Raw genomic sequence first — 25,527 nt, 5'->3', positions numbered from 1 at the left:
GTGGGCGGCGGCCGACTGGTGGCGGCGGGCGCGTGCCAGGATGAGGACATGGCGGGGGGACCGGTGGCGTTCGTTCTCGGTGGCGGAGGGGTGCTCGGCGCCGTCGAGGTGGGCATGTTGCGGGCCCTGTTCCGCGCTGGCATCCAACCCGACATGGTGCTCGGCACCTCGATCGGCGCGGTCAACGGCGCGCTGGTCGCTGCCGACCCGTCCGAGGCGGTGACCGACCGGCTGGTGCGGCTCTGGGCCTCACCCGAGGCCAGCGAGGTGTACGGCGACTCGGTCGCCCGGCAACTGCGCCGCTTCGCCGCCCGCACCCACCTGCACTCGCCCCGGCCGCTGCGCCGGCTGCTGGAATCCGAACTGGGCGCCGACACCACCTTCGCCGACCTGCGGGTGCCGTTCCGCTGCTGCGCCGCGCACATCGAGCGGGCCGCCGAGCACTGGTTCTCCAGCGGCCCGGTGGTGCCGGCCGTGCTGGCGTCGGCCTCGGTGCCGGGCCTGCTCCCGCCCACCGAGATCGACGGCGCGCACTACGTCGACGGCGGCATCGTCAACTCCATCCCGATCGGCGAGGCGGTGGCCGCGGGCGCCGGCCAGATCTTCGTCCTCCAGGTGGGCCGGATCGAACGGGAGCTGACGCCACCCCGGCGACCGTGGGAGATCGCCCAGGTCGCGTTCGAGATATCCCGCCGGCACCGCTTCTTCCGCGAGATGGCCGCGCTGCCCGAGGGGGTGGAGGTGCACGTCCTGCCGACCGGTGGGTTGAACCCACGTGACGACACGCCGTGGGCGTACCGGGACATCGCGGCGGTGGGACGGCGGATCAGCCGGGCGTACACCGCTTCGCGCCGCTACCTCGCCACCCACGTGGAGCGCTGATGCCGCTGCCCCCCAGGTGGCTGCGGCGGCTGCTGATCGCCCCCGGCGTGGTGCTGCTCGCGATCGCCGTGGTGACCACGCTGCCGGTCTGGGCGCTGCTCGCGGCGGCCGTCTCACCGCTGGTCCCGGGCCGGCTACGCCCCCTGCGTCTGCTCTGGATCGGCTGCGTCTACCTGGTCTGGGACGCTGCCGCGCTGCTCGCGCTGTTCGTCCTGTGGCTGGCGTCCGGGTTCGGCTGGCGCAGCCGGTCCCCGGCCTTCCAGCGCGCGCACTACGTGCTGGCCGGCTGGTTCCTGCGGGTGCTGTTCTGGCAGGCCCGCTGGTCGCTGCGGCTGCACATCGACGTGGTCGGCACGGACCCGGACACCGCGCTGCCCGGTCGGCCCGAGCTGGTGCTCTGCCGGCACGCCGGGCCGGGTGACTCGTTCATCCTGATCCACGGTCTGGTCAACTGGTTCAACCGGGAGCCGCGGATCGTGCTCAAGGACAGTCTCCAGTGGGATCCGGCGATTGACGTGCTGCTCAACCGCCTGCCCAACCGGTTCATCGCGCCCACACCGGAGCGCGGCGAGGAGACGGTACGCCAGGTCGGGCACCTCGCCACCGGCCTGGACGACAACGACGCCTTCGTGATCTTCCCGGAGGGCGGCAACTTCACCCCCAAGCGCCGACTGCGGGCCATCGCCCGGCTGCGGTCCCTCGGCCTGGAACGGATGGCGCAGCGCGCCGAACGGATGCGCCACGTGCTCGCCCCGCAGCCCGGTGGGGTGCTCGCCGCGTTGGACGCCGCCCCGGACGCCGGGGTCATCTTCGTCGCCCACACCGGACTCGACCGGATGCGCACCGTCGCCGACGTGTGGCGGGAGCTGCCCATGGACAAGCGGATCGTGATGCGGTTCTGGTCGGTGCCCCCGGAGGAGGTGCCGACCGGGCGGCAGCAGCGCATCGACTGGCTCTTCGACTGGTGGGCGCAGATTGACACGTGGATCGCGGCCAATCGGGACAGCGCCGCGTAGGGTGCGCTCGTGGACCAGATCTGCGTGGTGACGACGGTGGTGGATGCGCGTTCGGTTGCGGACGTGCTGGCGGCCGCGGCCGTCGCCGGGCGGCTCGCCGCCTGTGCCCAGGTCGGCGGTCAGGTGGACAGCACCTACTGGTGGCGCTCCGGGGTGGAGACGAGCACCGAGTGGTCCGTGCAGTTCAAGACCGCGCCGGATCGGTTGGCCGCGCTGGTGGACCAGATCCGGGCCAGCCATCCGTACGAGGTCCCGGAGATCCTGGTGTCGCGGGTGGACAGTGGTGATCCCGGGTACGCGGCCTGGGTGCACGACCACACCCGACCCTAGGTACGCGCACTCTGGGCCGTCCGCCGTCGGTTTTCGATGATGACCGGGTGGACGACACCCGCTATCCCTGCCCCGCCTGCGGCGCCCCGGCCGACCTGACCGCCGGTTGCGCCGGCTGCCGCCGCCCGCCGGACCCGGTCGCGGCCGAGGTGGTCCGACTGGGGCGGGAGGTGGATCGGCTCGGTCCGGAGGTGGAGCGGGCCCGCCGGACGTACACCGAGTTGGCTGGTCTGTTGGCGGCCACCTCGCGGCGGCGGGCCGAGCTGGCGGCGGTCGTCCGCGCGGGGCTGGCGGCGGGGGCGCCGGTCGTCGGGCCGGCGCAGCTCGTCGCGTCGGCGTCGCCCGGTGGCGCGGGGGAGCACGCGCGGCCCGGCGCGGCGGAGACCTCGACCCGGACGGTCCAGGGGTTGCTGTTCGTCCTCGGTGGACTTCTGCTCGGCACCGCGGCCGTGGTCTTCACGGCGGTGGCCTGGGCGTCCGTGGGGGTCGGTGGCCGGGCGCTGATCCTGGCGGCGGTCACGGCGCTCGTCCTGGCCGGCCCGCTGCTGGCGGTCCGCCGGGGGTTGCGGGGTACGGCGGAGACGTTCGCCGCGGTGGGGCTGCTGCTGGTGTTGCTGGACGGGTACGCCGCCTGGTCGGTGGACCTGGGTCACGTGGCCGGGTGGCCGGGCACCCGGTACGCCGCGCTGGTCGGGGGGGCCAGCGCGGCGGTCTTCGTGGCGTACGGCCGGTTGAGCGGGTTGACCGGGCCCTGGTTCGCCGGCCTCGTGGTCGCGCAACCGGTGCTGCCGTTGCTCGCGGCGCCGGCCGAGCCCGGCGCGGACGGCTGGGTGCTGGTGCTGCTCGGGGTGGCCGTGCTGAATCTGGCGGTGCTGGTCGCGCTGCGCGATGGGGACGACGCACGCCGGCTCGCCGGTCGGGTGCTCGCCGGGCTGGGTCACGTCGGCGCGCTGGTCGGCGCGGGCGCGTGTGCGTTGGTGCCGTTGGTGCTGGGGCGGTCGGCGGGGTCGCCGTTGCTGGCCGGCGTGCCGATGCTGCTGGTCGCGGTGACCGGGCTCGTCGCGGCGTTGCTGGTCGGCGGCACGGCGTCGCGGGCGGTGGCCGCCGGCCTGCTGATGCCGGTGCTCGCCGCCGCGCTGCTGCGCCCGGTGGGTGAGCTGCGGCCGTCGTTGCTGCTGCTCGCGGCGGCGACGGTCGCGCTCGTCCTGGCCGGGGCGGTGCGGCTGTTGCCGACCGGCTGGCGTCCCGGGCCGCGCGCCGGCGCGCTGCTGGTCGCGGCCGGTGCGGCGCAGGTCGCCGTGGCGATCGCCGGTGTGTTGGCGGTGGCCGCCGCCGCCCGGTCGCTGCCGCCCTGGCACGGGGCCGGGTGGGGGCCGGATCTGAGCTGGGGTTGGCAGGTGGCGCCCGCCGTGGCGCTGGCGCTGGGCGCGGCCGCGTCGTTGCTGCCCCGCCGCGCGTGGGCGGGGCTGGCCACGGCCGGCGCGGTGGTGGTGCTGCTCGCCGTGCCCATCGGCTGGACGGCGTCGTGGGCGACTGTGGTGGCCGTGGACCTGGCCGGCGGGGTAGCTCTGGTGCTCGCCGTACTGGCCCGTCCGGCGACCCGACCGGCCACCCTGCTCGGCTGGGCGTCTGGCGGCGCCGTTCTGATCGGGCACGCGCTGCTGGTGGCCCTGGCCGATCCGCTCGGCGTCGTGGTGGTGCTGGGCATCAGCACCGTGCTCGGGGTGGCGCTGGCGGTGCGGACGGCCGACGGGCCGTACCGATGGGTGGCGGGTGTCGGTCTGCTGGCCGCGCACCTGGCGCTGCCCGCCATCGCCGCGGTGGCGCTCTTCGCGGCCGGCGCGCAGCCCTGGTGGCAGGCCCGGGCCGCGCTGATCGCCGCCGGGCTGTCGCTGGTCGCGACGCTCGCGGTGCGTCGCCACCGGGTCGACCTGATCGAGTACGCGGTGCCGGGCGCCGTGGTCGCGGTGCTCGCGGCCGGGGTCGCGCCACTGGTGGCGGCAGGGAACGAACCCGTGACGCTGTACGCCGCGCTGGCGGCGCTGGGCGTCGCGCTCGTCGCCCGCTGGGGCCTGCCGGCGCTCGGCGACGAGCGGGACGGTCTCGCAAAGCAGACGGCGGTCGGGGGGCCGTCGGCGATCGGGGGTCTGCTGAGGGCGTCGGGTGCCGTGCTGGCGGGGGTCGCGGTGCTGGCCGCGCTGCCGACGATCCTCATCGCGCTGGTCTTTCCGTACGGCATCTGGGAACCGGTCTGGTCCGGGGCGCCGACCGCGACCGCCGATCGGGGGCTGTTCCCCACCGGGCTGGCGCTTGTCGGGTTGGCGGTGGCCGCGGCGCTGGCCGGTCGGCGGGTGCGCCCAGCGCTGCTGGCCGGCCTGCCGTTCGCCGCCGCCGCGCTGCCGGTGCTGCTCGTCGCGATCGGTGTGCCCTGGCCGGTGCTGCCGGCCGCCACCCTGCTCGTCGGGGTGTCCACGCTGCTGCTCGCCGCCCTGGTGGCGCCCCGTCCGGGGCTCGCGTCGATCGCCGTGCCCGTGGGAGCGGTGTTGGCCGCGGCGGGCGTGGCGGTGCTCCTGGCCACCAGGTCCGGCACGCTCGCGGCCGAGGGCACGCTTCTGGTGACGGCGGTGGTCGTCGCCGTCGGAGCGCGGATGGTCGAGGTGCGCGTCGTCGGAAGCGTCGCCGCCGTGGGAGCGGCGTGCGCGCTGGCGGTGACAGCTCCGCTCGCCAACGGGCTGGGGTTGCGGGCGGCGGCGTACCCGCTGCTGGGGGTGGCCGTGCTGGTCCTCGCCGCCGCGGCCACGTCCAGCCGGCGGCGGGCACCGGTCGGGCGCGTGCTGGATGCCGCCGCGCAGGCGGTGGCGGGGGTGGCTGCGGCGCTCACCGTCGAGGTGGCGCAGCAGCTCGCGACCGTCTGCGTGCTGTGGGGTGCGGCCGTCGCGCTGCGGCTGCTGCGCCGGGGGGAGCCGGCCGGTCGACGGTGGCGGTTCGCCGCCATCGCCGCGGGCAGCGAGTTGCTCGGTGCGTGGGTGCTGCTCGCCGCCGGCGGGGTGACCGTGCTGGAGGCGTACACCCTGCCGGCCGCGGGGCTCGCCCTCGGCGCGGGCCTGCTGGCGTTGCGTACCCGGCCGGGGCTGACGAGTTGGCCGGCGCTCGGCCCGGGGCTGGTCGCGGCGCTGCTGCCGAGCCTGGTGTCGGTAATGGCCGGGCCGGATCCGCAGCCGTGGCGACGGTTGCTGCTCGGCGCGGCGGCGCTGGGCGCGGTGCTGGCCGGCGCCAGCCGCCGCTGGCAGGCCCCGGTGTTGCTCGGCGGTGCGGTGCTGGCCGTCCTGGCGCTGCACGAGATCGCCCGTGGCTGGGACCTGCTGCCCCGGTGGATCTACCTGGGCGCCGGCGGGCTGGCGCTGATCGGGCTGGCCGCCAGCTACGAGCGGCGGCGTCGTGACCTGGCCCGACTGCGCGCCGCAGTGGCCCGGCTGGGCTGAACGCAAGGCCGGGGGTAGGGCCCGCCCTACCCCCCATCCGGGGGTTGTCAGGGTTACTCACCGCAACCGATGCGGGGAGACTGACATTGACCCCGAACCATCCTGGTTCGGGCGCAAGCGGAACAGGAGCACCAATGGCGCTCGGAGCGGTGGCGGAACCGCCGGTACGACGGCGGGGTAGTGATTACGCACAGTTGTCCCGACGGATCAGTCAGGCCGGCCTGCTGGAGCGGCGACCTGCCTCTTACGTTGCCCGCCTCGTGCTCACCCTCGGCGCCTTCGTGGCCGGTTGGGTCGCCGTGTTCCTGGTCGGCGACTCCTGGTGGCAGGTGGCGCTCGCGGCCGTGATGGCGGTGGCCACCACCCAGGTCGCGTTCCTCGGTCACGACGCCGGGCACCGCCAGATGTTCCGTCGACGCGGTCCCAGCCAGGTCGTCGGGCTGGTCGCCGGCAACGCGGCGGTGGGGATCAGCTACGGCTGGTGGGTCGACAAGCACAACCGGCACCACGCCAACCCGAACCACGAGGACGAGGACCCGGACGTCGGCGCGGGCGCCCTGGCGTGGACTCCCGAACAGGCGCTGGAGACCCGGGGCGCACACCGCTGGATGGCCAGCCGGCAGGCGTACCTCTTCTTCCCGCTGCTCTTCCTTGAGGGTCTGAGCCTGCACGTGGCGAGCATCCGGGCGATCATCGGCCGCGAGCAGAGTGGCCGGTACGCGACCCCGATGCGGCACCGCGCGGTCGAGGCGGGGCTCCTCCTCGCGCACACCGCCGGCTACGTGGCGCTGCTGCTGGCGGTCATGTCGCCGGGCAAGGCGCTGCTCTTCGCCGCCGTGCACCAGGGGCTGTGGGGCCTCTACATGGGCTGCGCGTTCGCGCCGAACCACAAGGGCATGCCGATGCCGACCGCCGAGGACGAGCTGGACTTCCTGCGCAAGCAGGTGCTGACCTCACGCAACGTGCGGGGCAGCCGGCTGGTCGACACCGCGCTGGGCGGGCTCAACTACCAGATCGAGCACCACCTGTTCCCGAACATGCCCCGGGCGAACCTGCGCCGGGCGCAGCCGATCGTCCGCGCCTACTGCGTCGAGCAGGGCATCCCGTACGCGGAGACCGGGCTGATCGAGTCGTACCGGCAGGCGCTCGGCCACCTGCACGAGGTGGGCCGGCCGCTGCGCGGCTGAACAGAGCGGCTGACGTGAGATCGACAGGCGGGGCGGCATCGGGTGATGCCGCCCCGCCGGCGTCTGCGTGCGTCAACTGGCGGTGGCGCTTACGGCTCGCTGGACGCGCCACCGGTAGGGTCTGGTCATGGCAGACCTGCTCACCGCGGACGCGGTGCGGAAAGAGCTGGGCGGGTTGGCCGACTGGTCGGGTGACCCGACCGGCATCGGCCGCACCGTCCAGCTCGGCAGTTTCCCGGACGCCATCGCGGTCGTGGACCGGGTGGCGGCGGTGGCCGAGGAGCTCGACCACCATCCCGACATCGACATCCGATGGCGGACCCTGACCTTCCGCTGTGTCACGCACTCGGCCGGCGGGGTAACCCACCGGGACATCGAGCTGGCCCGGCGGATTGACGACATCGTCCGGAGTGCGGCATGAGATTCGAGATCAGCAAGGTTCTGGACGCCATCGAGGGGCGGGTCTGCACCGACCCGTCGCTGGCCCGCGCGGTGCTCGACCTGGCCGAGATCATCCGCTACCAGGACATCGACGGTGGCCGGCCGGCGAGCCTGCTGCGCCTCGGCATGGTCATCGACGCGCTCTCCCGCGAGCTGGAGGAGGACAGCGTCCAGGTGTACGCCGTGGTGCACCGGGCGCTGCTCTCCGACGCCGACCTGACCTCGAACGAGCGGATGGTGGTTCGCCGCTGGGCCGACGACGGGCTCGTCGAGGTGCTCGACAACCCGGGGGACCGGATGCTGGAGGTCGCCGACCTGCTCGGCCTTCCGGTGCTCACCCGGGTGCGCTTCGACGGGCTGCGCGGGCGGTTCCCGTGGCTGGTCGAGCAGCCCGGCCGGGTGGTCGCCCCGGTGCCGGGCGCCGGTGGGCCGGTGTTCATCGCGCACGTCGGCGGCGGGCACGCACCGGTGGCCGGCAAGCGTTCGCCGACCGGGGCGAAGCTGCTGGCCCGGCAGTGGCGCTGCCCCGAGTCGGGCTGCGCGCTGTTCGGCGGTGGTGGCGCCGGGGGTGGCGCGTTCGCCGACCTGGCCGGCGGAGCGGACCGCAGCCCGGCCGCGCAGCCGCCGCCCTCGCTGCGCAACGGCGTGCCGACCTGCCCGCGACACGGCGCGCGGCTCGGCGACGGCGGCCCGCGTCCGCGTACGGAGGTGTTGGCCGTGCGCGTGGGTGGCCTGGTGCGACGGCGGTTCGTACTGAGCGAGGAGCAGCCGGTGGTGGCCGGCCGGGCACCCGAGCAGGAGGGCGGGATCATGCTCGGGCAGTGGCTCAACGACGAGGCCCGGCGGTGGATCAGCCGGGGTCACGTCCGTTTCGAGCTGCGGGTCGGTGAGGTCATCGTGACCGACGTCAGCACCAACGGCTCCGGCATCCGGCCGGCCGGGTCGATGAACGAGGCGGACCGGATCCCCCTGGCCCCGCAGCAGTCCCGGGTGCTGGGCGAGAACGACATGATCGAGCTGTACCCCGGCGTGCAGATCGGCCGTGCCGAGGAGTTGCCAACGGGCGCCCCGTTCACCCCCACGTCGGTGATGGCCGAGGCCCCCACGATGGCCATGCGCCTACCCCGCCCCTAACACAAAAGGCGGGCGTCGGGAACCCCGACGCCCGCCTTTTGTCCAGCGCTGCCCCACCCCGGTTGATCATTAAGTTATTGCCACGACACGCCGCGGCGTCGGGCAATAACTTCATGATCAACGCGAGGGTCAGGCGGTCAGTACCTCCGCGAGCTGCGCCACCGCGAGGTCGATCTCTTCCTCGGTGATCACCAGGGGTGGGGCGAGCCGGATGGTGGAGCCGTGGGTGTCCTTGGCGAGGATGCCGCGCTGGGCGAGCCGCTCGCAGGCCTCCCGGCCGCTCATCAGGGCCGGGTCGATGTCCAGACCGGCCCACAGGCCGCGTACGCGTACCTCGACGAGGCCCTTGCCGACCAGCCCTTCCAGGCCGGCCCGGAGCCGCTCGCCCAGCTCGGCCGAGCGGCGCTGGAACTCGCCGGTGGCCAGCAGCCGGACGACCTCGATCGCCACCGCGCACGCGAGGGGGTTGCCGCCGAAGGTGGAGCCGTGCTGGCCGGGCTTGAGCACGCCGAGCACGTCGGCGTTCGCGGCCACCGCGGAGACGGGCACGATGCCGCCGCCGAGCGCCTTGCCGAGCAGGTACATGTCCGGCACGACGCCCTCGTGGTCACAGGCGAACGTCCGACCGGTACGCCCCAGACCCGACTGGATCTCGTCGGCGATGAAGAGCACGTTCCGCTCGGTGCAGACCTGTCGTACGCCCGGCAGGTAGCCCTCCGGCGGCACCACCACGCCCTGCTCGCCCTGGATCGGCTCCAGCAGCACGGCCACGGTGTTCTCGTCGATCGCGGCGGTCAGCGCCTCCAGGTCGCCGTACGGCACGACAGTGAAGCCCGGGGTGTACGGCCCGAAGTCGGCGCGGGCGTCCTCGTCGGTGGAGAAGCTCACGATGGTGGTCGTCCGGCCGTGGAAGTTGCCCTCGGCGACCACGATGTTGGCCTGGCCCGGGGTGACGCCCTTGACCTGGTAGCCCCACTTGCGGGCCACCTTGATCCCGGTCTCCACCGCCTCCGCGCCGGTGTTCATCGGCAGCACGAGGTCCTTGCCGCACAGCTCGGCCAGTTCCCGGCAGAAGTCGGCGAACTGGTCGTGGATGAACGCGCGGCTGGTCAGCGTCAGCCGATCCAGTTGCGCGTGCGCGGCGGCGATGAGCTGCGGGTGCCGGTGGCCGAAGTTCAGCGCCGAGTAGCCGGCCAGGCAGTCCAGGTAGCGGCGGCCGTCCACGTCGGTGAGCCAGGCGCCCTCGGCGGACGAGATGACCACCGGCAGCGGGTGGTAGTTGTGCGCCGTCCAGCGCTCGGCGTCCCGGACCGCTCCCGGCGTACGCAGGATGTCATCCACGATCACTTGCTTGCCTTTCCCTGACGGAGTCGCAGCGTGCAGCACTTCGGTCCGCCGCCGGCCTTGAGCAGCTCGGACAGGTCGACACCGATGGTCTCGTAGCCCCGGTCGCGCAGCTTGGCGGCCAGGTCGGTGGCCTGCGCGGGCAGCACGACGTGCCGTCCGTCGCTGACCGCGTTCAGGCCCAGCACCTCGGCGTCGGCCATGGTGGCGTGCACCGCGTCGGGGAAGAGCCGGCGCAGCACGGCCTGGCTGCCGGGGGAGAACGCCTCCGGCAGGTACGCCACGGTCCGCTCGTCGAGCACGGTCAGCGCGGTGTCCAGGTGGTAGAAGCGCGGGTCGACGAGCTGCATGGTGATCACCGGGTAGCCGAAGACCTCCTGCAACTGGGCGTGCGAGGCGTGCGCCGTGCGGAAGCCGGTGCCGGCGAGCAGGTGGTCACCGGCCAGCAGGACGTCGCCCTCGCCCTCGTTGACGTGCTTCGGGTCGTACATCTCGAAGCCGGCGGCCTCGAACCAGGCCCGGTAGGCCGGCGCCTCGTCGGCGCGCTGCGGGTCGCGGAACTGCACGGCCATCGCCTTGCCGTCGATCACGGTGCCGCCGTTGGCGGCGAAGACCATGTCGGGCAGGCCGGGCACCGGAGTGATCTCCTCGACGGTGTGGCCCAGGTCAAGGTACGTCTGGCGCAGCTGCTCCCACTGTCGGACGGCCAGCGCGGCGTCGACCGGAGCGCTCGGGTCCATCCACGGGTTGATCGCGTAGTCGACGGCGAAGTACGTCGGCCGGCACATCAACAGGCGCTGGCTGGTGGCGTCCATCGTCATTGTCCTGCTCCCAGGGGTCGGGCGCGCCCGGCCACCGTGGCCCACGGGCTGGCGCCGTTGCTCAACGGTATGCGGCGCGACCGGCAGGATCCACCACCAGAACTTGCGCAGACCGCAGATCCGTTGCGTGTGAGGCCTGCGCGGCCGCGATTCGTTGCGTAGATAGGCCGGTCAGGGCTGGCTGGTGCTCCGCGTCACCCGACGTGGCCTGTGCGACGACACCGTCCGTGTGCGTGACACCGTCCGTCTGCGGGTCAACGTGCGGGCCGGCTGCGGGGGCAGTGGGCGCATCCTTTGCTCTGCTTCAGCGGAGGCAACACCTGCCGTCCGGTAATCGGACGCAACGTGTTGCCTGGGGTGAAGCAGAGCAAAGGACGAAAGGAGGAGGAAGGTGAGCCGGAAGGCAGGAGCGAGAAGGAAGAGGAGGAAGAGGAAGAGGGAGGCGGAGAGGGGCTCAAGAGAGGGAGCGGAGGGAGGCGCGGGTGCGCGCGCTGGCCCCTCTTGGAGACGGCCTGTGCGGACCCCGGACACACTTCAGGGGCGGCGAATCGCCGCCCCTGAAAGGGTGTTGCCCGATCGGTGAACCACCTGCGGGCTGCCGGCGAACCGCCGGCCGCGCCGGTGCATCACCGGCGAGCCGAAAAGTGCCCGCTAGAAACGGTCGACAAACTGTGAGTCAAGCCACTCGCGGAAGCGCTGCACCCAGTCGCCGTCGGTGGTCGGCCAGTCGAACTGACCGGTCATCGCCAGCACGCCGATCACCACCGCCGCGAGGCCGATGAGCACACCGAACAGGGCGTCGGTCTTGCCGGCGACGTGCCTGCGGCGGGTGGCCATCAGGCCGAGCACCGAGAGCACCGCGCCGAACGCGCCGAGCCCGATGCCGTACCCGGCCAGGGTGCCGGTCAGCACGAACAGCGCACCGGCGACGGAGACGATCAGGCCGAGGGTGGCGAGCAGGCTGGCCCGGGGCTTCGGGCCGCGCGTCACCGGCGGCTCCGGCTCGGTGTGGCCGGGGGTGGGGTCGACCGGGCGGTCGGTCGCGACGCGGTCCGTCGGGTCGGGTCGCGGGGTCGTCCGGTCGAGGTCCGTGTCGCTCTCGGGGCGTCGGGTCGTGCGGTCGCGGTCGAGGTCGGTGGCACGCTCGATGGTCGGGGCGGTCGCCGCGGCGCTGCTCGCCCGGGTCGGGCCGTCCGACCGGACCGCGTCGGGCCGGGAGTCGCCCTCCACCGGGCGTGCGGTGGCGGCCCGGGCCACGGCCGCGCGCTCCGCGGCACGCCGCTCGGCCTCGCCGGCCTGGTCGCCGGTCGCCGTCGTGCTGCGGTACGTCGTCTGGTCGGTGTCCCGGTCGGTTGCCACCGGTCGGCCGGTGACGTCGTCGGACCGGCCGGTGTCGGTGACCGCAGTGCTGCTGTCCCGGTCGGCGACCGGGGTGTCGTTGCCGTCGACGCGCCCGTCGAGGTTCTCGTCCCGCGTCGGCGCCGGCTCGGACCGGCGGGACAGCGAAGGAATCCTGACCACTACACACCTCCTGATGAATGCGTGGTGGCCGACGAAACGGGTGGCACCCACGCGGTACCGCCCTCAACTACCCCGTTGGGCGTTTCCTGACACCAATTCCGGGTACGCCCATCACGCGCGGACCGCCCTGCCCGGCACCGGGGCGGCGCTCAGCACCCGCAGCCCGGCCCGCTGCACGTACAGCTCCCGCTTGTCGACGGCCAGGCCCTTGGCGTCCAGCACGTAGCCGGTCAGCCAGACCCACCCGTGGTACGTGGGGCGCGCGTCCACGCTCACCAGTCGCAGCCGCAGCTCGCGGTCGCCGGAGAACTGCACCGAGCAGGCCGCCCCGATCAGCAGGAGGTCGCCGGGCCTGAGCTCGGTCACGTCGGCCAGTGCCCACGGTTGATCGGGATGCGGTGGCGGGCCCGGCAGGGCAGCTCCGCGCCGCAGCGGCACACCCTGCGCCAGCGCGTCCAGCTCCAGACCGGGCGATGCCGACGGGCGAGGGTCAGCGCGGTGACCAAGAGGTATTGGTTGTACGACACGCGCACCGCGGCATCCTTCCCGCCGAATTGTTGCCGACGCCATTCCCGGCGTTCTTTTCGAGGCCCCGATACGTGACAGCCTGTTCCACGCTGGCCCCCTTGTGCAACAACTCCACCCCGTCCTACTCTCAAGCCGTATTGACGCACGAGGAATGGAAAAGAAATGTGTGCGGGGCGAAACAATCGGTGTTGCAGGAAGGGTGCGGTGATGTTGCATGACGGATGAAACAGGCGGGTCCACGGTCCCTCGGCGACAGCTCGGCCGGCTGCTCACCCAGCTCCGCGAGGACGCCTCGGTGACGCTGGACGCCGCGGCCGCGGCGCTGGACTGCTCGCGGCAGAAGGTGTGGCGCATCGAGAAGGGGCTGGTCCCGGTGCGCGTGGTGGACGCCCGAGCGATGTGCGCTCTCTACCGGGTGCCGGAAGATATGCGGGAGATCGTCGCCGCGCTCGCGAAAGAGACTCGTGCCAAAGGGTGGTGGCATTCCTACGGCGATGTCGTCCCGTCGTGGTTCTCGCTGTACGTCGGCCTGGAATCGTCGGCGAGTCTGATTCGCCGATACGACTCCGAGCTGATCCCCGGCCTCCTGCAAACCCGCGAATACGCAAGCGAGCTTTTCCGCCGCAAGAACCCGACCATGAGCGCCCAGGATCGGGAGAAGCTGGTCGAGGTCCGGTTGCAACGGCAGGGCATCCTCGTCCGCCGGCTGCCCACCGCGCCTGTCCTGCGGGTCGTCCTGAGCGAAGCGGTGCTGCGGCGCACGATCCCCGACCGGCGGGCGATGGTGGGGCAGTTGCGCCACCTGCTCGACGCGGCACTGCTGCCGAACGTCAGCCTGCGGGTGCTGCCGCTCGCCGCCGGTCCGCCGCTGGCCAGCGAGACCGGCACGTTCGTCCTGCTGGGCTTCCCGCAGGCGTTCGGGAGGGCGTCGACCGAGCCGACCACCGTCTACCTGGAGAACATCACCGGAGCGCTCTATCTCGACAAGCCAGCCGAGGTGGCCGCCTTCGAACATGTCTGGTCTGATCTGGAGACGCTGGCGTCGACTGAGGCAGAATCAGAGAAAATGATCACTTCGATCATCGAGGAGCATCATGACTGACCTGGCCGGTGCCACCTGGCGCAAGAGCACCCGCAGCGGCGGGAGCGGCGGTGACTGCGTCGAGGTGGCCGACAACCTCCCCGGCGTCGTTGCCGTACGCGACAGCAAGGCCCCGGCCGGGGCCGCCCTGGTCTTCCCTCCGCGCGCCTGGGCGTCGTTCGTGGCCGACGTCAAGGAGCAGCGCCTGGGCTGACGTGACCGCACTGCTCATTCGGTCCGGCCGGCTGCCGCTGACTATCCTTGGGTCCCGTGCCAGAGGGACACACGATTCATCGCTTGGCGGCCCGGCACGCCGAGCTGTTCGCCGGCGACAAGCTGCACGCCGCCAGCCCGCAGGGCCGCTTCGCCGAGGGCGCGGCCCGGCTGTCCGGCACGGTCCTGGAGAGCACCGAGGCGTACGGCAAGCATCTCCTGCATCACTACGCCGGCGAGCTGACCCTGCACGTGCACCTCGGCCTGTACGGGAAGTTCACCGACGGGCCGGGGGAGCCGCCCGAGCCCGTCGGCCAGGTACGACTGCGGCTGGCCAGCGACCGGCACTGGCTCGACCTGCGCGGGCCGACCGCCTGCGAGCTGTTCACCCCGCCCGAGGTCACCGCCCTGCGCGAGCGCCTCGGGCCGGATCCGCTGCGCGCCGACGCCGACCCCGAGCGGGCGTACGCCCGGATCTCCCGCAGCCCGACGCCCCTCGCGGCGCTGCTGCTGGACCAGTCGGTGGTGGCCGGCACCGGGCTGATCTTCGTGACCGAGGCGCTGTTCCGGGCCGGGTTGTCGCCGACGATGCCCGGCCGCAACCTGACCCGCGCCGGCTGGGACGCGCTCTGGGTCGACCTGGTCGAGCTGATGCGCCTCGCCCTCCGGCACGGGCGGATCGACACCGTGCGCGACGCGCACCTGCCGGAGGCGATGGGCCGCCCGCCGCGGGTCGACCGCCACGGCGGCGAGGTGTACGTCTACCGCCGCCCCGGCGCGCCCTGCCACATCTGCGGCACCGAGGTCAGTCGCGGGGAACTGGCCGGCCGCAACCTCTACTGGTGCCGCACCTGCCAGGCCGGCTGACCGGCCGCCGCCCGCGCTTGATCGCGGGATGCGGGGCCAGCGTGGCCGCCGGCCGGGCGTCAGTCCCCGTCGAGCAGCCAGCGGACCACCTCGATCTGGTGCGGAAAGACGACCTCGCCGTCGATGCTCCAGGCCATCGTGTGGCCGATCGTCCAACCCCGGACCCGCTCGGCGTCCAGCCCGAGGTCGGTGCTGAGCCGGTGCAGCCGGTGCCGGACGGCGGCCGGCGAGTGGCCCAGCTCCTGACCGCGCACGAGCGGCACGACCGAGAACTCCCGCTCGCCGCTCAGCGGCTTCGGGTCGATGACCAGCCAGGGCTCCCGCTCGGCGGCGAGCATGTTGCCGGCGTGCAGGTCCTGGTTGACGAGCACCTGCTCGCCCTGGCTCGACGCCAGGTCGACGAGCAGGGCGCACGCCGCGTCGAGCAGCCGCCGCTCGTACGGCCGGCCGGTCCGTTCCCAACTCCGGGGAATCCGGTCGAGCCAGCCGGCGGCCTCCTCGGTGAGCGGGGTGAACGGCGTACCGGCCGGCCGCCAGAGTCGGGGCAGCACGTGGATCGCCGCGTCCAGTGCCCGGTCCAGCGGCAGCTCGTACAGCGGCGTGCCGGGTTGGCAGCGTTCCACCAGCAGGGCGTGCCGTTGCGGGTCGTGCGCGAGCAGCCGGACCGCGCCGTCGCCGTCCCAGTGGGCCAGCGCGTGGGCCTCGTGCTGGCTGTCCCCGGTCGGGAACTGGAGCTTGAGCACCGCCGCCGTGCCGTCGGGCAGGTCGGCGGGGAGCGCCAGGGAGGCGTACGCGTACCGGAAGGGCGGGCCGAGTCGCAGCGACCACCGCTCGGCGCACTGCGCCAGCAGCGTCGGAAGTGTGGCCAGCCAGGCCCGGCCGACCGCTGACCCCCGTATCCAGCCCAGTCCCTTCGGCAGATCCATCCAGCCTCCCGTGGCATCCACCGTGCGACCACCGTGTTCGCGTGCCGGGTCCACTGTGGCTAGCGTGGGACCCGTGCGGATTGGCGTGACCGTACCGAACTTCGCCCCGGGCACCGATCCCGAGCCCGAACGTGCCTGGCGGACCCTTGCGGCCGTGGCCGCGTACCACTCATCTCAGGAGGACCGATGACACCCGAGGACGAGACCTTTCTCCGCCGCGCCGTCGAACTCGCCAACCAGGCGGGGGCCTCCGGCGAACGGCCGTTCGGCTCGTTGCTTGTCGACGCCGACGGCACCGTTCTGATCGAGGATCACAACACCGTGGTCTCGGACGCGGACATCACGGCTCATCCGGAACTGAAGCTGGCCCGTTGGGCCGCTCGGGAACTCTCGCCCGAGGTGGCCGCCGGCACCACCATGTTCACCAGCTGCCAGCCCTGCCCGATGTGCGCGACAGCGATCGACCGGTCCGGCCTCGGTCGGGTGGTGTACGCCCTGTCCGGCGAGCAGTTCGAGGAGGTCAAGCCGGCCACCCCGGCGCTGCCTCCGGTCCGCTACGAGGGGCCGGCGCTGTTCGACGAGGCGCGTCAGCCGATCGACAACTACTACTAGTCGCAGCGCACCGGAAGTTGACAGTGGCCCGGCTGCCGGAGCAGGGTTGATGAGTGACAACGATGTCAACGGACAAAAGGGAATAATGGCCCTCTTGATTCCCTCCGTGTCGCACCACGGTCGGACGGCCGGCTCCCGGCGTACCGTAAGCGGGTTTTCCGGCGCGGACCCGGTTCGTCCGCCGATCCTTGCCGTATGCCCCTTCGCTCCTCGACGGTGACCAGCTGAGATGACCGACGTGCCCCGCTCCGACGCCGCAACGACCCCTGCCCCGGCCGGGTCGCCCGACCTGCCCGACCTGGACGGGTTCCTCGCCGACCAGACCCACACGCTGCTCGACACGGCCCGCCGCGCGGTCCGCCCCGAGGGCGGGTTCTGGTGGCTCACCGACGACCGCACCCCGGACCGTGGCGAACCCCTCTACACGTGGATCACCTGCCGGATGACCCACGTGGCCGCGCTCGCCCACCGCAACGGCGACCCGGATGCCGCCGCCCTCGTCGACCACGGCGTCGCCGCGCTCAGCACGCTGCTGCGCGACGACCGGTACGGCGGCTGGTTCGGGGCCGTGGACCAGCAGGGCACGCCGACCGACGAGCGCAAGGCCGGCTACGACCACGCGTTCGTGCTGCTCGCCGCGTCCAGCGCCGCCCGGGCCGGACGACCCGGCGCGGACCGCCTGCTCGCCGACGTGCTCGCCGTGGTGCGGGACCGGTTCTGGGACGACGACGCGGGCGCGGTCCGCGAATCGTGGAACCGGGACTGGACGGTCACCGAGGACTACCGCGGCGCCAACAGCAGCATGCACATGGTCGAGGCGTTCCTCGCCGCTGCCGCCGCCACCGGCGACGCGAGCTGGACCGACCGGGCCCTGCGGATCGCCACCCACCTGGTGCACACCGAGGCCGCCCGGCACGACTGGCGGCTGCCCGAGCACTTCACGGCCGACTGGACGCCCCTGCTCGACTACAACCGGGACCAGCCCGCCGACCCGTTCCGGCCGTACGGCTCGACGATGGGTCACTGGCTGGAGTGGGCCCGGCTGCTGCTGGAGCTGGAGGCGGTCCTGCCGCAGCCGCCGGGCTGGCTGCTCGCCGACGCCCGTACCCTCTTCGCGGCCGCCGTGCGGCGCGGCTGGGCGGTCGACGGCGCCGACGGCTTCGTCTACACGATCGACTGGGACGACCGGCCGGTGGTGCGCTCCCGGATGCACTGGGTGCTGGCCGAGGCCATCGGCGCGGCGATCACCCTGCACCGCCGCACCGGGGACGCGGTCTACGCCGACTGGTACCGGGTCTTCTGGGCGTACGCGCGCCGCTACCTGATCGACGGCACCGGCTGGCGGCACGAGCTGGACGAGCGGAACCTGCCCGCCGACACGGTCTGGCACGGCCGGCCGGACGTCTACCACGCGTACCAGGCGGTGCTGCTGTCCCGCTCGGCCGGCGCGCTCGGTGGTCCCGGCCCGCTCGCCCCCGGCCCGGTGACCGCATGATCGTGGTGGCGGGCGAGGCCCTCATCGACCTGGTGGTCACCGCCGAGGGGCAGCGGGCGGTGCCGGGTGGGTCCCCGGCGAACGTGGCGGTCACCCTGGCGCGGCTCGACGAGCCGGTGCGGCTGCTGGCCCGGATCGGCCCCGACGAGTACGGCCGGCAGATCGCCGAGTACCTGGCGGCCAACCGGGTGGACCTGCGGTGGGCGGTCCGCGCCGAGGAGCCCACCTCGGTGGCGGTCGCCACCCTGAACACCACCGGGCAGGCCAGCTACGAGTTCCGACTCGACGGCGCGGCGGACTGGCAGTGGACCCCGCAGGAGCTGCCCGACCTGGCCGGCTCGTCGGCGACGGCCCTGCACACCGGGTCGCTGGCGCTGGCGCTCGCGCCCGGCGCGCAGGTGCTGGAGGGCCTGCTCTCCCGCGAACGCGACCGTGACGGGCTGACCATCTCGATCGACCTCAACCTCCGCCCGAGCATCGTCACGGACCGGGCCGCGGAGCAGGAGAGGACACGCCGCCAGATCCGCCTCGCGCACCTGGTCAAGGCCAGCGACGAGGATCTGACCTGGCTCTACCCGGACCGCTCGGTAAGCGACGTGCTTGCCGAATGGCGCGAGGCCGGGGTGTCCTGTGCGGTGGTCACCCGGGGCGGCGAGGGCGCGTGGTTGCTCGCCCCGAACGGTTCACTGCACGAACAACCGGCGGTACGCACCACAGTGGTCGACACCGTCGGCGCCGGCGACTCGTTCACCGGTGGCCTGCTGGCCGCGCTGGCCGACATCGACGCGCTCGGTGACCGGCCGGCCGACCGGCTCGCCGCGGTGACCGAGTCGCAGTGGACGACGGTGCTAAGCCAGGCGGCCACGGTGGCCGCGCTGACCTGCGCCCGCCGAGGTGCCAGCCCTCCGACCCGAGCAGAAGTCGAAGCCCTCCTGACCACGGCAACCTGACCCGCTGCCCTGCCCGGGGCGATCATGGACTTGTGGTGGGCGTTTACCACCACTTCGCGGCATACGCGAGGCACCACAAGTCCATGATCGCCTCGGGGGTGGGTTGGTTAGGAGAGGCCTCGGTGTAGGAGGCGGGTGGGGAGGACCGTCGTCGACGGCGGGGAGTCGTCGCCGGCTATGCGTTCGAACAGGCGCTCCGTCGCCACGCGGGCCAGCTCCCGCGTGTCGTACCCGACGACCGTCAACGGCCGGGGCATCAGGTGGGCCAGCTCGAAGTCGTCGAAGCCGACCAACGCCGCGTCGCTGCCCCGGCGGTGCAGCTCGGCGAGGGCGCCGACGGTGAGCCGGTTGTTGCCGCAGAAGAACGCGGTGGGCGGGTCGGGAAGGTCGAGCAGCGCGGCGACCGCCCGGCCGGCGTCCTCGGGAGCGATCAGGCGGTCGCGGACCAGCGAGTCGTCCGGCTCGACTCCGGCCGCCGCCAGCGCGGCCCGCGCGCCGACCAGCCGCTCACGCATGGTGGGGACGCTCGGCGCGCCGAGCAGGAGACCCACCCGCCGGTGCCCCTCGTCGAGCAGTGCGCCGACCCCGGCCCGGCCGCCACCTCGGTTGTCCAGCAGCACGGCGTCCGCGACCAGTCCCTGCGGCGGCCGGTCCAGGAAGACCACCGGCATGCCCAGCTCGACCTCGCGGCGCAGGAACGAGTGGTCGGGACCGGCCGGCACCACCAGCAGCCCGTCGACCCGACGCTGGGTGAAGTCCTGGAGGACGGCGCGTTCCCGCTCCGGGTCCTCCTCCGAGGAAGCGGTGATCAACATGGTGCCGTGCGCGGCGGCGATCTCGGCGGCGACGCTCGCGATGGTGGCGTAGAACGGGTTGGCGATCTCCTCGATCAGCAGCCCGACGGTGGCGTTGAGCTGCCGCGAGCGCAGGTTGCGCGCGATGTCGTTGCGCCGGAAACCCAGCTCGGCGATGGCGGCCAGCACACGGCCGAGCAGCTCCTGCCCCACCGGCTCGTCGTTGACCACCCGGGAGACCGTCTTCAGGCTGACCCCGGCGTGCCGGGCGACATCGACCATGGTCGGGCGTCGGCGGGCGGCCGACCTGGTCGGAGTCTGGGTCACGGGGTGGTCCTCCACGGCGGGCGCGGGTCAGCGGTCGAGAGCGGCGAGCGCGTCGACCGCCTTTCGGGCGGCGATCAGCACCGGATCCCAGACCGGCGCGTACGGCGGAGCGTAGCCGAGGTCGAGCGCGGTCATGTCATCCACCGTCATGCCGTTCCACAGTGCCACGGCCAACGTGTCGATCCGTTTGGCCGCCTCGGACCAGCCGACGATCTGCGCGCCGAGCAGCCGGCCGCTGGGTCGCTCGGCGATCAGCTTGACGGTCATCATCCGCGCGCCGGGGTAGTAGCCGGCCCGGTTGGTCGACTCGGCGACCACCGAGACGAACTCGAAGCCGGCCGCCTCGGCCTCGGACTCGCGCAGGCCCGTGCGACCCACCTCCAGGTCGCAGACCTTGGTCACCGCCGTGCCGATCACGCCCGGGAAGGTCGCGTACCCGCCGCCGATGTTGATGCCGGCCGCCCGGCCCTGCTTGTTGGCGTGCGTGCCCAGCGGCACGTGCACCGGCATTCCGCTGACCCGGTGCAGCGTCTCGACGGCGTCGCCCGCGGCCCAGACCCCGGGCAGCCCCGGCACCCGCATCCGGCGGTCCACCCGGATGCCACCCGTCGGCCCGATCGGAAAGCCGGCAGCCGTGGCGAGCGCGGTGTTCGCGCGTACGCCCAGACCCAGGACGACCACGTCGGTCGGCATCGGCCCCTCGGCCGTGACCACGGCGGACACCCGGCCGTCCCGCTGCTCCAGGCCGGTCACCCGCAGGCTGGTGCGGATCGTGACGCCGAGGCCGCGCATGGCCTCGGCGACCAGTTCGGCCATGTCGCCGTCGACCGTCGCCATGGGCTGTTCGCTCGCCTCGATCAGGGTCACCGCGAGGCCGCGCTCGATCAGCGCCTCGGCCATCTCGACGCCGATGTACCCGCCACCGATCACCACGGCCCGGCGCGGCTGCGGCTCGGCGTCCAGCCAGGCGCGCAGGGCCGCGCCGTCGTCGAGGGTCTGCATCCCGAACACGCCGCCCGCGTCGGTGTCCGCCCACGGTGGCTGCACCGGCACCGCGCCCGCGGCGTACACCAGGTCGTCGAAGCGCTCGCGGACCTCGCCGCCGCCCTCCAGGTCCCGGGCGACCACCTCGCGCCGTTCGAGGTCGATGGCCGTCACCTCGTGCCGCATCCGCACGTCCATGGCGAACTGCGTGCGGAACGTCTCCGGCGTCCGCGTGATCAGCTCCTCCGGGCCGGACACCACCCCGCTGATCCAGTACGGGATGCCGCACGACGAGTAGGAGGTGAAGTGACCGCGCTCGAAGACCACGATCTCCAGGTCGTCACGACCGCGGCGGCGTCGCGCCTGGGATGCCGCCGACATGCCGGCGGCATCCCCGCCGATGACGATCAGTCGTTGCGCCACGGGATCATCCTGTCACGGGCGTGTTCAGCCGCGGGTCTGTCGCGCCACGTCCTGCACCACGTCGACGAGCCGTCCGGTACGGGCGTACACGGCACGCTGCCGGGCCGCGCCGGTGCCGTGGCGGCGCAGCCCGCCCAACAGGTCGGACACCTCCGCCCAGTCGCCGTGCTGCTCCAACGCCGGCCGCACCCGCTCCACGAACCGGTCCAGCAGCTCCCAGGCCGGGCGCAGCTCGCCGGTGGTGACGTCGACGCCGTCGCCCTCCAGGCCGTCGTGGGCGGCCCTCCAGTGCGCGCCGACCAGCAGGTGGTGGTCCGTGCGCAGGGCCGGCCGGCCGGCCTCGACGTCGGCCATGGCGGTGGCCACGAGTGCCCGGACCAGCGCGGCGACCAGCACCGCATCGTCCACCGTCGGGCAGACGTCGCCGATCCGCAGCTCCACGGTCGGGTACTTCGCCGACAGCCGGGCGTACCAGTAGAGCATCCCCTCGTCGAGCATCACCCCGCTGGAGATCAACTGACGGATCAGCCGCTGGTAGTGCTCGTGCGACTCCAACCAGGGCGTCGGCGCCACCGACGGCCAGCGCTCCCACTCCACCGAGCGCCAGCTCGCGTAGCCGGTGTCCTCGCCGCCGGCGAACGGCGAGTTGGTGGTGATGGCGTGCAGCATCGGCAGCCACGGCCGGACGTGGTTGAGCACCTGCACGCCGGTCTCCGGATCGGGGACGCCCACGTGCACGTGCATGCCGTTGTTGCCGGGGCCGGGAACGAGCAGCCGGAAACGTTCGATCATCCGGTCGAAGCGGGGCTTGTCGACCACCGGCGGCACCGGGCCGTCCACCGGGCCGGTGCCGATGGCCAGCAGTCGTACGCCGGCCCGCTCGGCCGCGTCGGCGAGGGCCTTACGCAGTACGCCGAGGGAGTGCCGGATCGAGGACAGCTCAAGGCCGGGTGGACTGCCGATCTCGATCTGGCTGGTCTGGAACTCGCGCTCCACCTGACCGCGCAGTTCCGCCGGCACCTGCTCCAGCACCAGGTCCACTGCGGGCACCGCGGCTCCGGTGTGCGGGTCGACGAGCAGAAACTCCTCCTCGACACCCACGGTGAGCACATCGGTCCCCGCGGTCGTCCCGCCGGGTGCCTCCGCCAGCTGGCCCGTCATCGCGACACCACCGTCCGTTTCTGCCTCTCGCGGGTCCGTCCGCGTCGGTCGGCCGCTTGGTTACCCACAGTGGCAACGCCCGGAAACGTGGGACGGCGCGCTGCCCGCGCGTGTCGGCCACAACTGGCGCGTGGTGCCGCGCGGATCAGCCGGTCGGGGCGATCTCGATTCGGCCGGGCGGCGTGACAGCCGGTCCTATGCTGAGCCCCGTGCCGGTGCCGCTGGGCTTCCTCTGGGTCGCGTGGATGTCCGCGTTCGCCCAGCTCACCATGCTGGCGGACCGCCCGGCCGACCTGCTGGCGGGGGCCGCCCTGACCGCCCTGGTCCTGTTCGCCGCGCTGCTCGCCGCGCACGTGCCCGCCCACGCGGGGGCAACGGGCGTCGCACGACGCTGGGCCGGGCTACGCGCCCGCGCCCGAGGTCGCCGGGTTCCCCGCCAGATCGACCCGGACGCCGCCGGACGACCTCGCCCCCGCGCACCCGGACGCCCCTTCGCCGCGTAGCGCCACACCGCCGCGCGGCCGATCCCACCGTCACCGGTCCTTCGCGCCGGCGGCCACCGCCGGGGGAGGACCCACCGGAATCGGACCGAGGGGTTTCCCATGCTCGCTTTCGCACCACTGCACGACGTCGTCGGCGCCGCCGGCACCGCGTTGTCCTGGCTCACCGATCTGCTCGAACCGTTGGCCGATGGCACGGCGACAGTCGTCGCCATCGTGCTGCTCACCATCGCCGTCCGGTTGCTCATCGCACCGCTGACCGTCGCGCAGGTCCGCGGGGAACGGCGCCGCGCGGCGCTCGCTCCCCGGGTGCGCGATCTCCAGCAGCGGTACGCCGAGGACCCGGCGACCCTCCAGCGCGAGGTGTTCGCGCTGTACCGCTCGGCCGGCGCGAACCCGGTCGCCGGCTGCCTGCCGTTGCTGCTCCAGGCGCCGTTCCTGCTGGTGCTGTACCGGCTGTTCGCCACCGACGAGGGCGGCACGGGGCTGCTGGACGAACGGCTGGCCGGGGTGCCGTTGGGCCATCACGTGAGCGACGGGTTGGCCGGGGCGGCCGGGCCGCTCTTCGTCGTCCTGCTTGTCGCGCTGCTGGTGCTGGCCTGGTGGTCGTCGCGGCGGGCACGCCGGGCGTCGGCGGCGGTCGGCACGGTGGCCGGTACGCCCACCGAGGGGCCGGGCGCCGCCACGCTCGGCCGGCTGCTGCCCCTGCTGCCGTTCACGACCGTGCTGGTGGCGCTGGTGCTGCCGCTCGCGGCAGTGATCTATCTGGTGACGACGACCGCCTGGTCGGCGCTGGAGCAGGCGGTGCTGCGCCGTCCCCAGGCCGCCCCGTCGCCCGCCGACAACTCCCACCGCTGACGGCCGGGGAGGGCCCTGGTGACCGCCGGGGCCCTCCCGTTGCCCGGCACCCCTGGACAGAAACAGTTAACTGTCTTAATAATTAGCGGCAACGTTGACGTCCATGGATGCCCAGTCGGGCGCGGAGGGCCGCATGAAGCCTGCCAGATCCCTTGTCCTGTCCCTGGTCACCGCGCTCGCCGCGACGCTCGGCGCGGTCTGGGTCGCGCTGCCCGCGCTCGCGGCCGGCGCCACCGCCAGCTTCGTCAAGACCGCCGAGTGGGGCTCCGGCTGGGAGGGGAAGTACACCATCACCAACGGCGGAGGCTCGACCATCAATGGGTGGAGCCTCGCCTTCGACCTGCCGGCCGGCACCACCCTGGGCAGCTACTGGGACGCTCTGCTCACCTCCGCCGGGCAGCGGCACACCTTCACCAACCGGTCCTGGAACGGCACCATCGCCCCGGGCGCCTCGGTCTCCTTCGGCTTCCTGGCCAGCGGCTCCGGCTCGCCGAGCGGCTGCCAGCTGAACGGGGCGCCCTGCGGCGGCGGCACCCCACCGACCACGCCTCCGCCGACCACGGCGCCGCCGACCACCCCGCCGCCGACCACCGCACCCCCGACCACCGCACCCCCGACGACCCCACCGCCCACCGGCGGGCTGCCGAAGCACCTGCTCACCGGCTACTGGCACAACTTCGACAACCCCGCCGTCGAGCTGCGGCTGCGCGACGTCCCCATCGAGTACGACCTGGTCGCCGTCGCCTTCGCCGAGGCGACCACGACGCCCGGCGCGCTCACCTTCGGCATCGACCCCGGGCTCGCCGCCGCGCTGGGCGGGTACACCGACGCGGACTTCACCGCCGATGTGCGTACCCTGCACAGCCGCGGCCAACGGGTCATCCTCTCCGTCGGCGGCGAGGCCGGGCGGGTCACGGTCAACGACGCCGCCTCGGCCACCGTCTTCGCCGACACGGCCGCCGCGCTGATCGCCCGCTACGGCTTCGACGGGATCGACATCGACCTGGAGAACGGGCTCAACCCGACGTACATGGCGCAGGCGCTGCGCGCGCTGCGGGCCAAGGTCGGGTCGGGTCTGATCATCGCGATGGCGCCGCAGACCATCGACATGCAGAACCCGGCCGGCGGCTACTTCAAGCTGGCGCTCGACATCAAGGACATCCTCACAGTCGTCAACACCCAGTTCTACAACTCCGGGGCGATGCTCGGCTGCGACCAGAACGCCGCGTACGCCCAGGGCACTGTGAACTTCATCGTCGCGCTGGCCTGCATCCAACTGGAGGCCGGGTTGCGCCCCGACCAGGTCGGTCTCGGCCTGCCCGCCGGACCGGGCGCGGCCGGTGGCGGCATCGTCGCGCCCAGCGTGGTCAACGCCGCGCTGGACTGTCTGGCCCGGGGCACCAACTGCGGCAGCTTCCGGCCGCCGCGCACCTACCCCGGCATCCGGGGAGCGATGACCTGGTCGGTGAACTGGGACGTCAGCAACGGCAACGGTTTCGCCCGCACGGTGGCCCCGCACCTGGACACCCTGCCCTGAGCGGCGGGGGCGCCCGGCCCGGGGGGGGGGGGGGCCCCCCGCGGGCCCCCCCCCCCCCCCCCCCCCCCGGCCGCGCCCCCCCCCCCCCCCCCCCCCCCGCCCCCCCCGCCGGG

24 protein-coding genes are annotated in these 25,527 nt (G+C 73.3%); 16 read left to right on the top strand and 8 right to left on the bottom strand.

The genetic code is table 11. The annotated features are described in order from the left end of the window. Nucleotides 1-48 precede the first annotated feature (48 nt). The 7 genes from ACFYPH_RS25185 (at nt 49) to ACFYPH_RS25155 (ending at nt 8,472) form a co-directional block, all read left to right on the top strand. Nucleotides 49-882 (top strand): patatin-like phospholipase family protein, encoded by an 834-nt coding sequence (locus tag ACFYPH_RS25185; RefSeq protein ID WP_354862678.1) that lies wholly within the window; start codon nt 49-51, stop codon nt 880-882. Next, nucleotides 882-1,898, top strand: coding sequence for a 1-acyl-sn-glycerol-3-phosphate acyltransferase (locus tag ACFYPH_RS25180; RefSeq protein WP_354862676.1), 1,017 nt, complete (start codon nt 882-884; stop codon nt 1,896-1,898). Before ACFYPH_RS25185 ends, ACFYPH_RS25180 begins: the two co-directional genes overlap by 1 nt. Nucleotides 1,899-1,907: 9 nt before the next feature. After that, nucleotides 1,908-2,228: a divalent-cation tolerance protein CutA gene (cutA, locus tag ACFYPH_RS25175; protein WP_234590601.1), complete on the top strand. Its 321-nt coding sequence runs from the start codon at nt 1,908-1,910 to the stop codon at nt 2,226-2,228. A gap of 47 nt (nt 2,229-2,275) precedes the next feature. Then, nucleotides 2,276-5,710, top strand: coding sequence for an SCO7613 C-terminal domain-containing membrane protein (locus ACFYPH_RS25170; RefSeq protein ID WP_387185073.1), 3,435 nt, complete (start codon nt 2,276-2,278; stop codon nt 5,708-5,710). Nucleotides 5,711-5,844: 134 nt separating this feature from the next. Further along, nucleotides 5,845-6,897, top strand: coding sequence for an acyl-CoA desaturase (locus ACFYPH_RS25165; protein ID WP_354862674.1), 1,053 nt, complete (start codon nt 5,845-5,847; stop codon nt 6,895-6,897). Nucleotides 6,898-7,024: 127 nt separating this feature from the next. Continuing rightward, nucleotides 7,025-7,318 carry a 4a-hydroxytetrahydrobiopterin dehydratase gene (locus ACFYPH_RS25160; protein ID WP_354860475.1) on the top strand — a complete coding sequence of 98 codons (294 nt, stop codon included), beginning with the start codon at nt 7,025-7,027 and terminating at the stop codon, nt 7,316-7,318. Further along, complete coding sequence (locus ACFYPH_RS25155) at nt 7,315-8,472, top strand: FHA domain-containing protein (RefSeq protein WP_387185070.1); 1,158 nt, start codon at nt 7,315-7,317, stop codon at nt 8,470-8,472. Before ACFYPH_RS25160 ends, ACFYPH_RS25155 begins: the two co-directional genes overlap by 4 nt. Nucleotides 8,473-8,601: 129 nt before the next feature. On the opposite strand, the gene rocD is transcribed toward ACFYPH_RS25155, so the two are convergent. The 4 genes from rocD to ACFYPH_RS25135 all read right to left on the bottom strand — a co-directional run bounded on the left by rocD (nt 8,602) and on the right by ACFYPH_RS25135 (nt 12,524). After that, nucleotides 8,602-9,816 carry an ornithine--oxo-acid transaminase gene (gene rocD, locus ACFYPH_RS25150; RefSeq protein ID WP_355063790.1) on the bottom strand — a complete coding sequence of 405 codons (1,215 nt, stop codon included), beginning with the start codon at nt 9,814-9,816 and terminating at the stop codon, nt 8,602-8,604. Further along, entirely contained in the window at nt 9,816-10,631 is an 816-nt protein-coding gene (gene ddaH, locus ACFYPH_RS25145) for a dimethylargininase (protein ID WP_354860482.1), read from the bottom strand. Before ddaH ends, rocD begins: the two co-directional genes overlap by 1 nt. 657 nt (nt 10,632-11,288) lie before the next feature. Further along, nucleotides 11,289-12,158 carry a thrombospondin gene (locus ACFYPH_RS25140; protein ID WP_387185068.1) on the bottom strand — a complete coding sequence of 290 codons (870 nt, stop codon included), beginning with the start codon at nt 12,156-12,158 and terminating at the stop codon, nt 11,289-11,291. 111 nt (nt 12,159-12,269) lie between these two features. Then, nucleotides 12,270-12,524: a hypothetical protein gene (locus ACFYPH_RS25135; protein ID WP_387185065.1), complete on the bottom strand. Its 255-nt coding sequence runs from the start codon at nt 12,522-12,524 to the stop codon at nt 12,270-12,272. A 376-nt stretch (nt 12,525-12,900) separates the two neighbouring features. Between ACFYPH_RS25135 and ACFYPH_RS25130 the strand changes: the two genes are divergently transcribed. Genes ACFYPH_RS25130 through ACFYPH_RS25120 form a run of 3 tightly spaced genes read left to right on the top strand, consistent with a single transcriptional unit; the run spans nt 12,901 to nt 14,847 of the window. Next, nucleotides 12,901-13,788, top strand: coding sequence for a helix-turn-helix domain-containing protein (locus ACFYPH_RS25130; RefSeq protein ID WP_387185062.1), 888 nt, complete (start codon nt 12,901-12,903; stop codon nt 13,786-13,788). Continuing rightward, the gene (locus ACFYPH_RS25125; protein ID WP_387185059.1) at nt 13,781-13,981 is read left to right on the top strand and encodes a DUF397 domain-containing protein; all 201 of its coding nucleotides are present in this window, start codon (nt 13,781-13,783) and stop codon (nt 13,979-13,981) included. The genes ACFYPH_RS25130 and ACFYPH_RS25125 overlap by 8 nt, the downstream gene beginning before the upstream one ends. 56 nt (nt 13,982-14,037) lie before the next feature. Next, a complete protein-coding gene (locus ACFYPH_RS25120; RefSeq protein ID WP_387185056.1) occupies nt 14,038-14,847 on the top strand; it encodes an Fpg/Nei family DNA glycosylase in 810 nt (269 codons plus the stop codon). 59 nt (nt 14,848-14,906) lie between these two features. Here ACFYPH_RS25120 and ACFYPH_RS25115 read toward each other — a convergent pair whose 3' ends face one another. After that, nucleotides 14,907-15,773 (bottom strand): aminoglycoside phosphotransferase family protein, encoded by an 867-nt coding sequence (locus ACFYPH_RS25115; protein WP_387185054.1) that lies wholly within the window; start codon nt 15,771-15,773, stop codon nt 14,907-14,909. Between the two features lie 186 nt (nt 15,774-15,959). Between ACFYPH_RS25115 and ACFYPH_RS25110 the strand changes: the two genes are divergently transcribed. From ACFYPH_RS25110 to ACFYPH_RS25100, 3 genes are all read left to right on the top strand, one after another. Continuing rightward, a complete protein-coding gene (locus ACFYPH_RS25110) occupies nt 15,960-16,385 on the top strand; it encodes a nucleoside deaminase (RefSeq protein WP_387185051.1) in 426 nt (141 codons plus the stop codon). A 229-nt stretch (nt 16,386-16,614) separates the two neighbouring features. After that, nucleotides 16,615-17,880 carry an AGE family epimerase/isomerase gene (locus ACFYPH_RS25105; RefSeq protein ID WP_387185048.1) on the top strand — a complete coding sequence of 422 codons (1,266 nt, stop codon included), beginning with the start codon at nt 16,615-16,617 and terminating at the stop codon, nt 17,878-17,880. After that, nucleotides 17,877-18,830, top strand: coding sequence for a carbohydrate kinase (locus ACFYPH_RS25100; RefSeq protein WP_354860459.1), 954 nt, complete (start codon nt 17,877-17,879; stop codon nt 18,828-18,830). The genes ACFYPH_RS25105 and ACFYPH_RS25100 overlap by 4 nt, the downstream gene beginning before the upstream one ends. 107 nt (nt 18,831-18,937) lie before the next feature. Here ACFYPH_RS25100 and ACFYPH_RS25095 read toward each other — a convergent pair whose 3' ends face one another. The 3 genes from ACFYPH_RS25095 to ACFYPH_RS25085 are packed head-to-tail and all read right to left on the bottom strand — an operon-like array spanning nt 18,938 to nt 22,519. Next, on the bottom strand, nt 18,938-19,951 hold the full coding sequence (locus tag ACFYPH_RS25095) for a LacI family DNA-binding transcriptional regulator (protein ID WP_387185045.1): 1,014 nt from the start codon (nt 19,949-19,951) through the stop codon (nt 18,938-18,940). 27 nt (nt 19,952-19,978) lie between these two features. Then, nucleotides 19,979-21,358, bottom strand: coding sequence for an FAD-dependent oxidoreductase (locus ACFYPH_RS25090; RefSeq protein ID WP_355063596.1), 1,380 nt, complete (start codon nt 21,356-21,358; stop codon nt 19,979-19,981). A 24-nt stretch (nt 21,359-21,382) separates the two neighbouring features. Next, nucleotides 21,383-22,519: a glutamate--cysteine ligase gene (locus ACFYPH_RS25085; protein ID WP_355063594.1), complete on the bottom strand. Its 1,137-nt coding sequence runs from the start codon at nt 22,517-22,519 to the stop codon at nt 21,383-21,385. A 209-nt stretch (nt 22,520-22,728) separates the two neighbouring features. Here ACFYPH_RS25085 and ACFYPH_RS25080 point away from each other — a divergent pair, with 209 nt between their 5' ends. The 3 genes from ACFYPH_RS25080 (at nt 22,729) to ACFYPH_RS25070 (ending at nt 25,414) form a co-directional block, all read left to right on the top strand. Next, on the top strand, nt 22,729-23,022 hold the full coding sequence (locus ACFYPH_RS25080) for a DUF6412 domain-containing protein (protein ID WP_354860455.1): 294 nt from the start codon (nt 22,729-22,731) through the stop codon (nt 23,020-23,022). Nucleotides 23,023-23,121: 99 nt separating this feature from the next. Continuing rightward, nucleotides 23,122-23,877, top strand: coding sequence for a membrane protein insertase YidC (locus tag ACFYPH_RS25075; RefSeq protein WP_354860453.1), 756 nt, complete (start codon nt 23,122-23,124; stop codon nt 23,875-23,877). Between the two features lie 133 nt (nt 23,878-24,010). Next, nucleotides 24,011-25,414 carry a cellulose binding domain-containing protein gene (locus tag ACFYPH_RS25070; protein WP_354860452.1) on the top strand — a complete coding sequence of 468 codons (1,404 nt, stop codon included), beginning with the start codon at nt 24,011-24,013 and terminating at the stop codon, nt 25,412-25,414. The last annotated feature ends 113 nt before the right edge of the window (nt 25,415-25,527 follow it).

It is taken from the genome of Micromonospora sp. NPDC005252 (assembly GCF_042872475.1).
Lineage (GTDB): Bacteria > Actinomycetota > Actinomycetes > Mycobacteriales > Micromonosporaceae > Micromonospora.
Note: the sequence above shows the minus strand (reverse complement) of the source record. Positions and strands in the feature narration are given on the sequence as shown.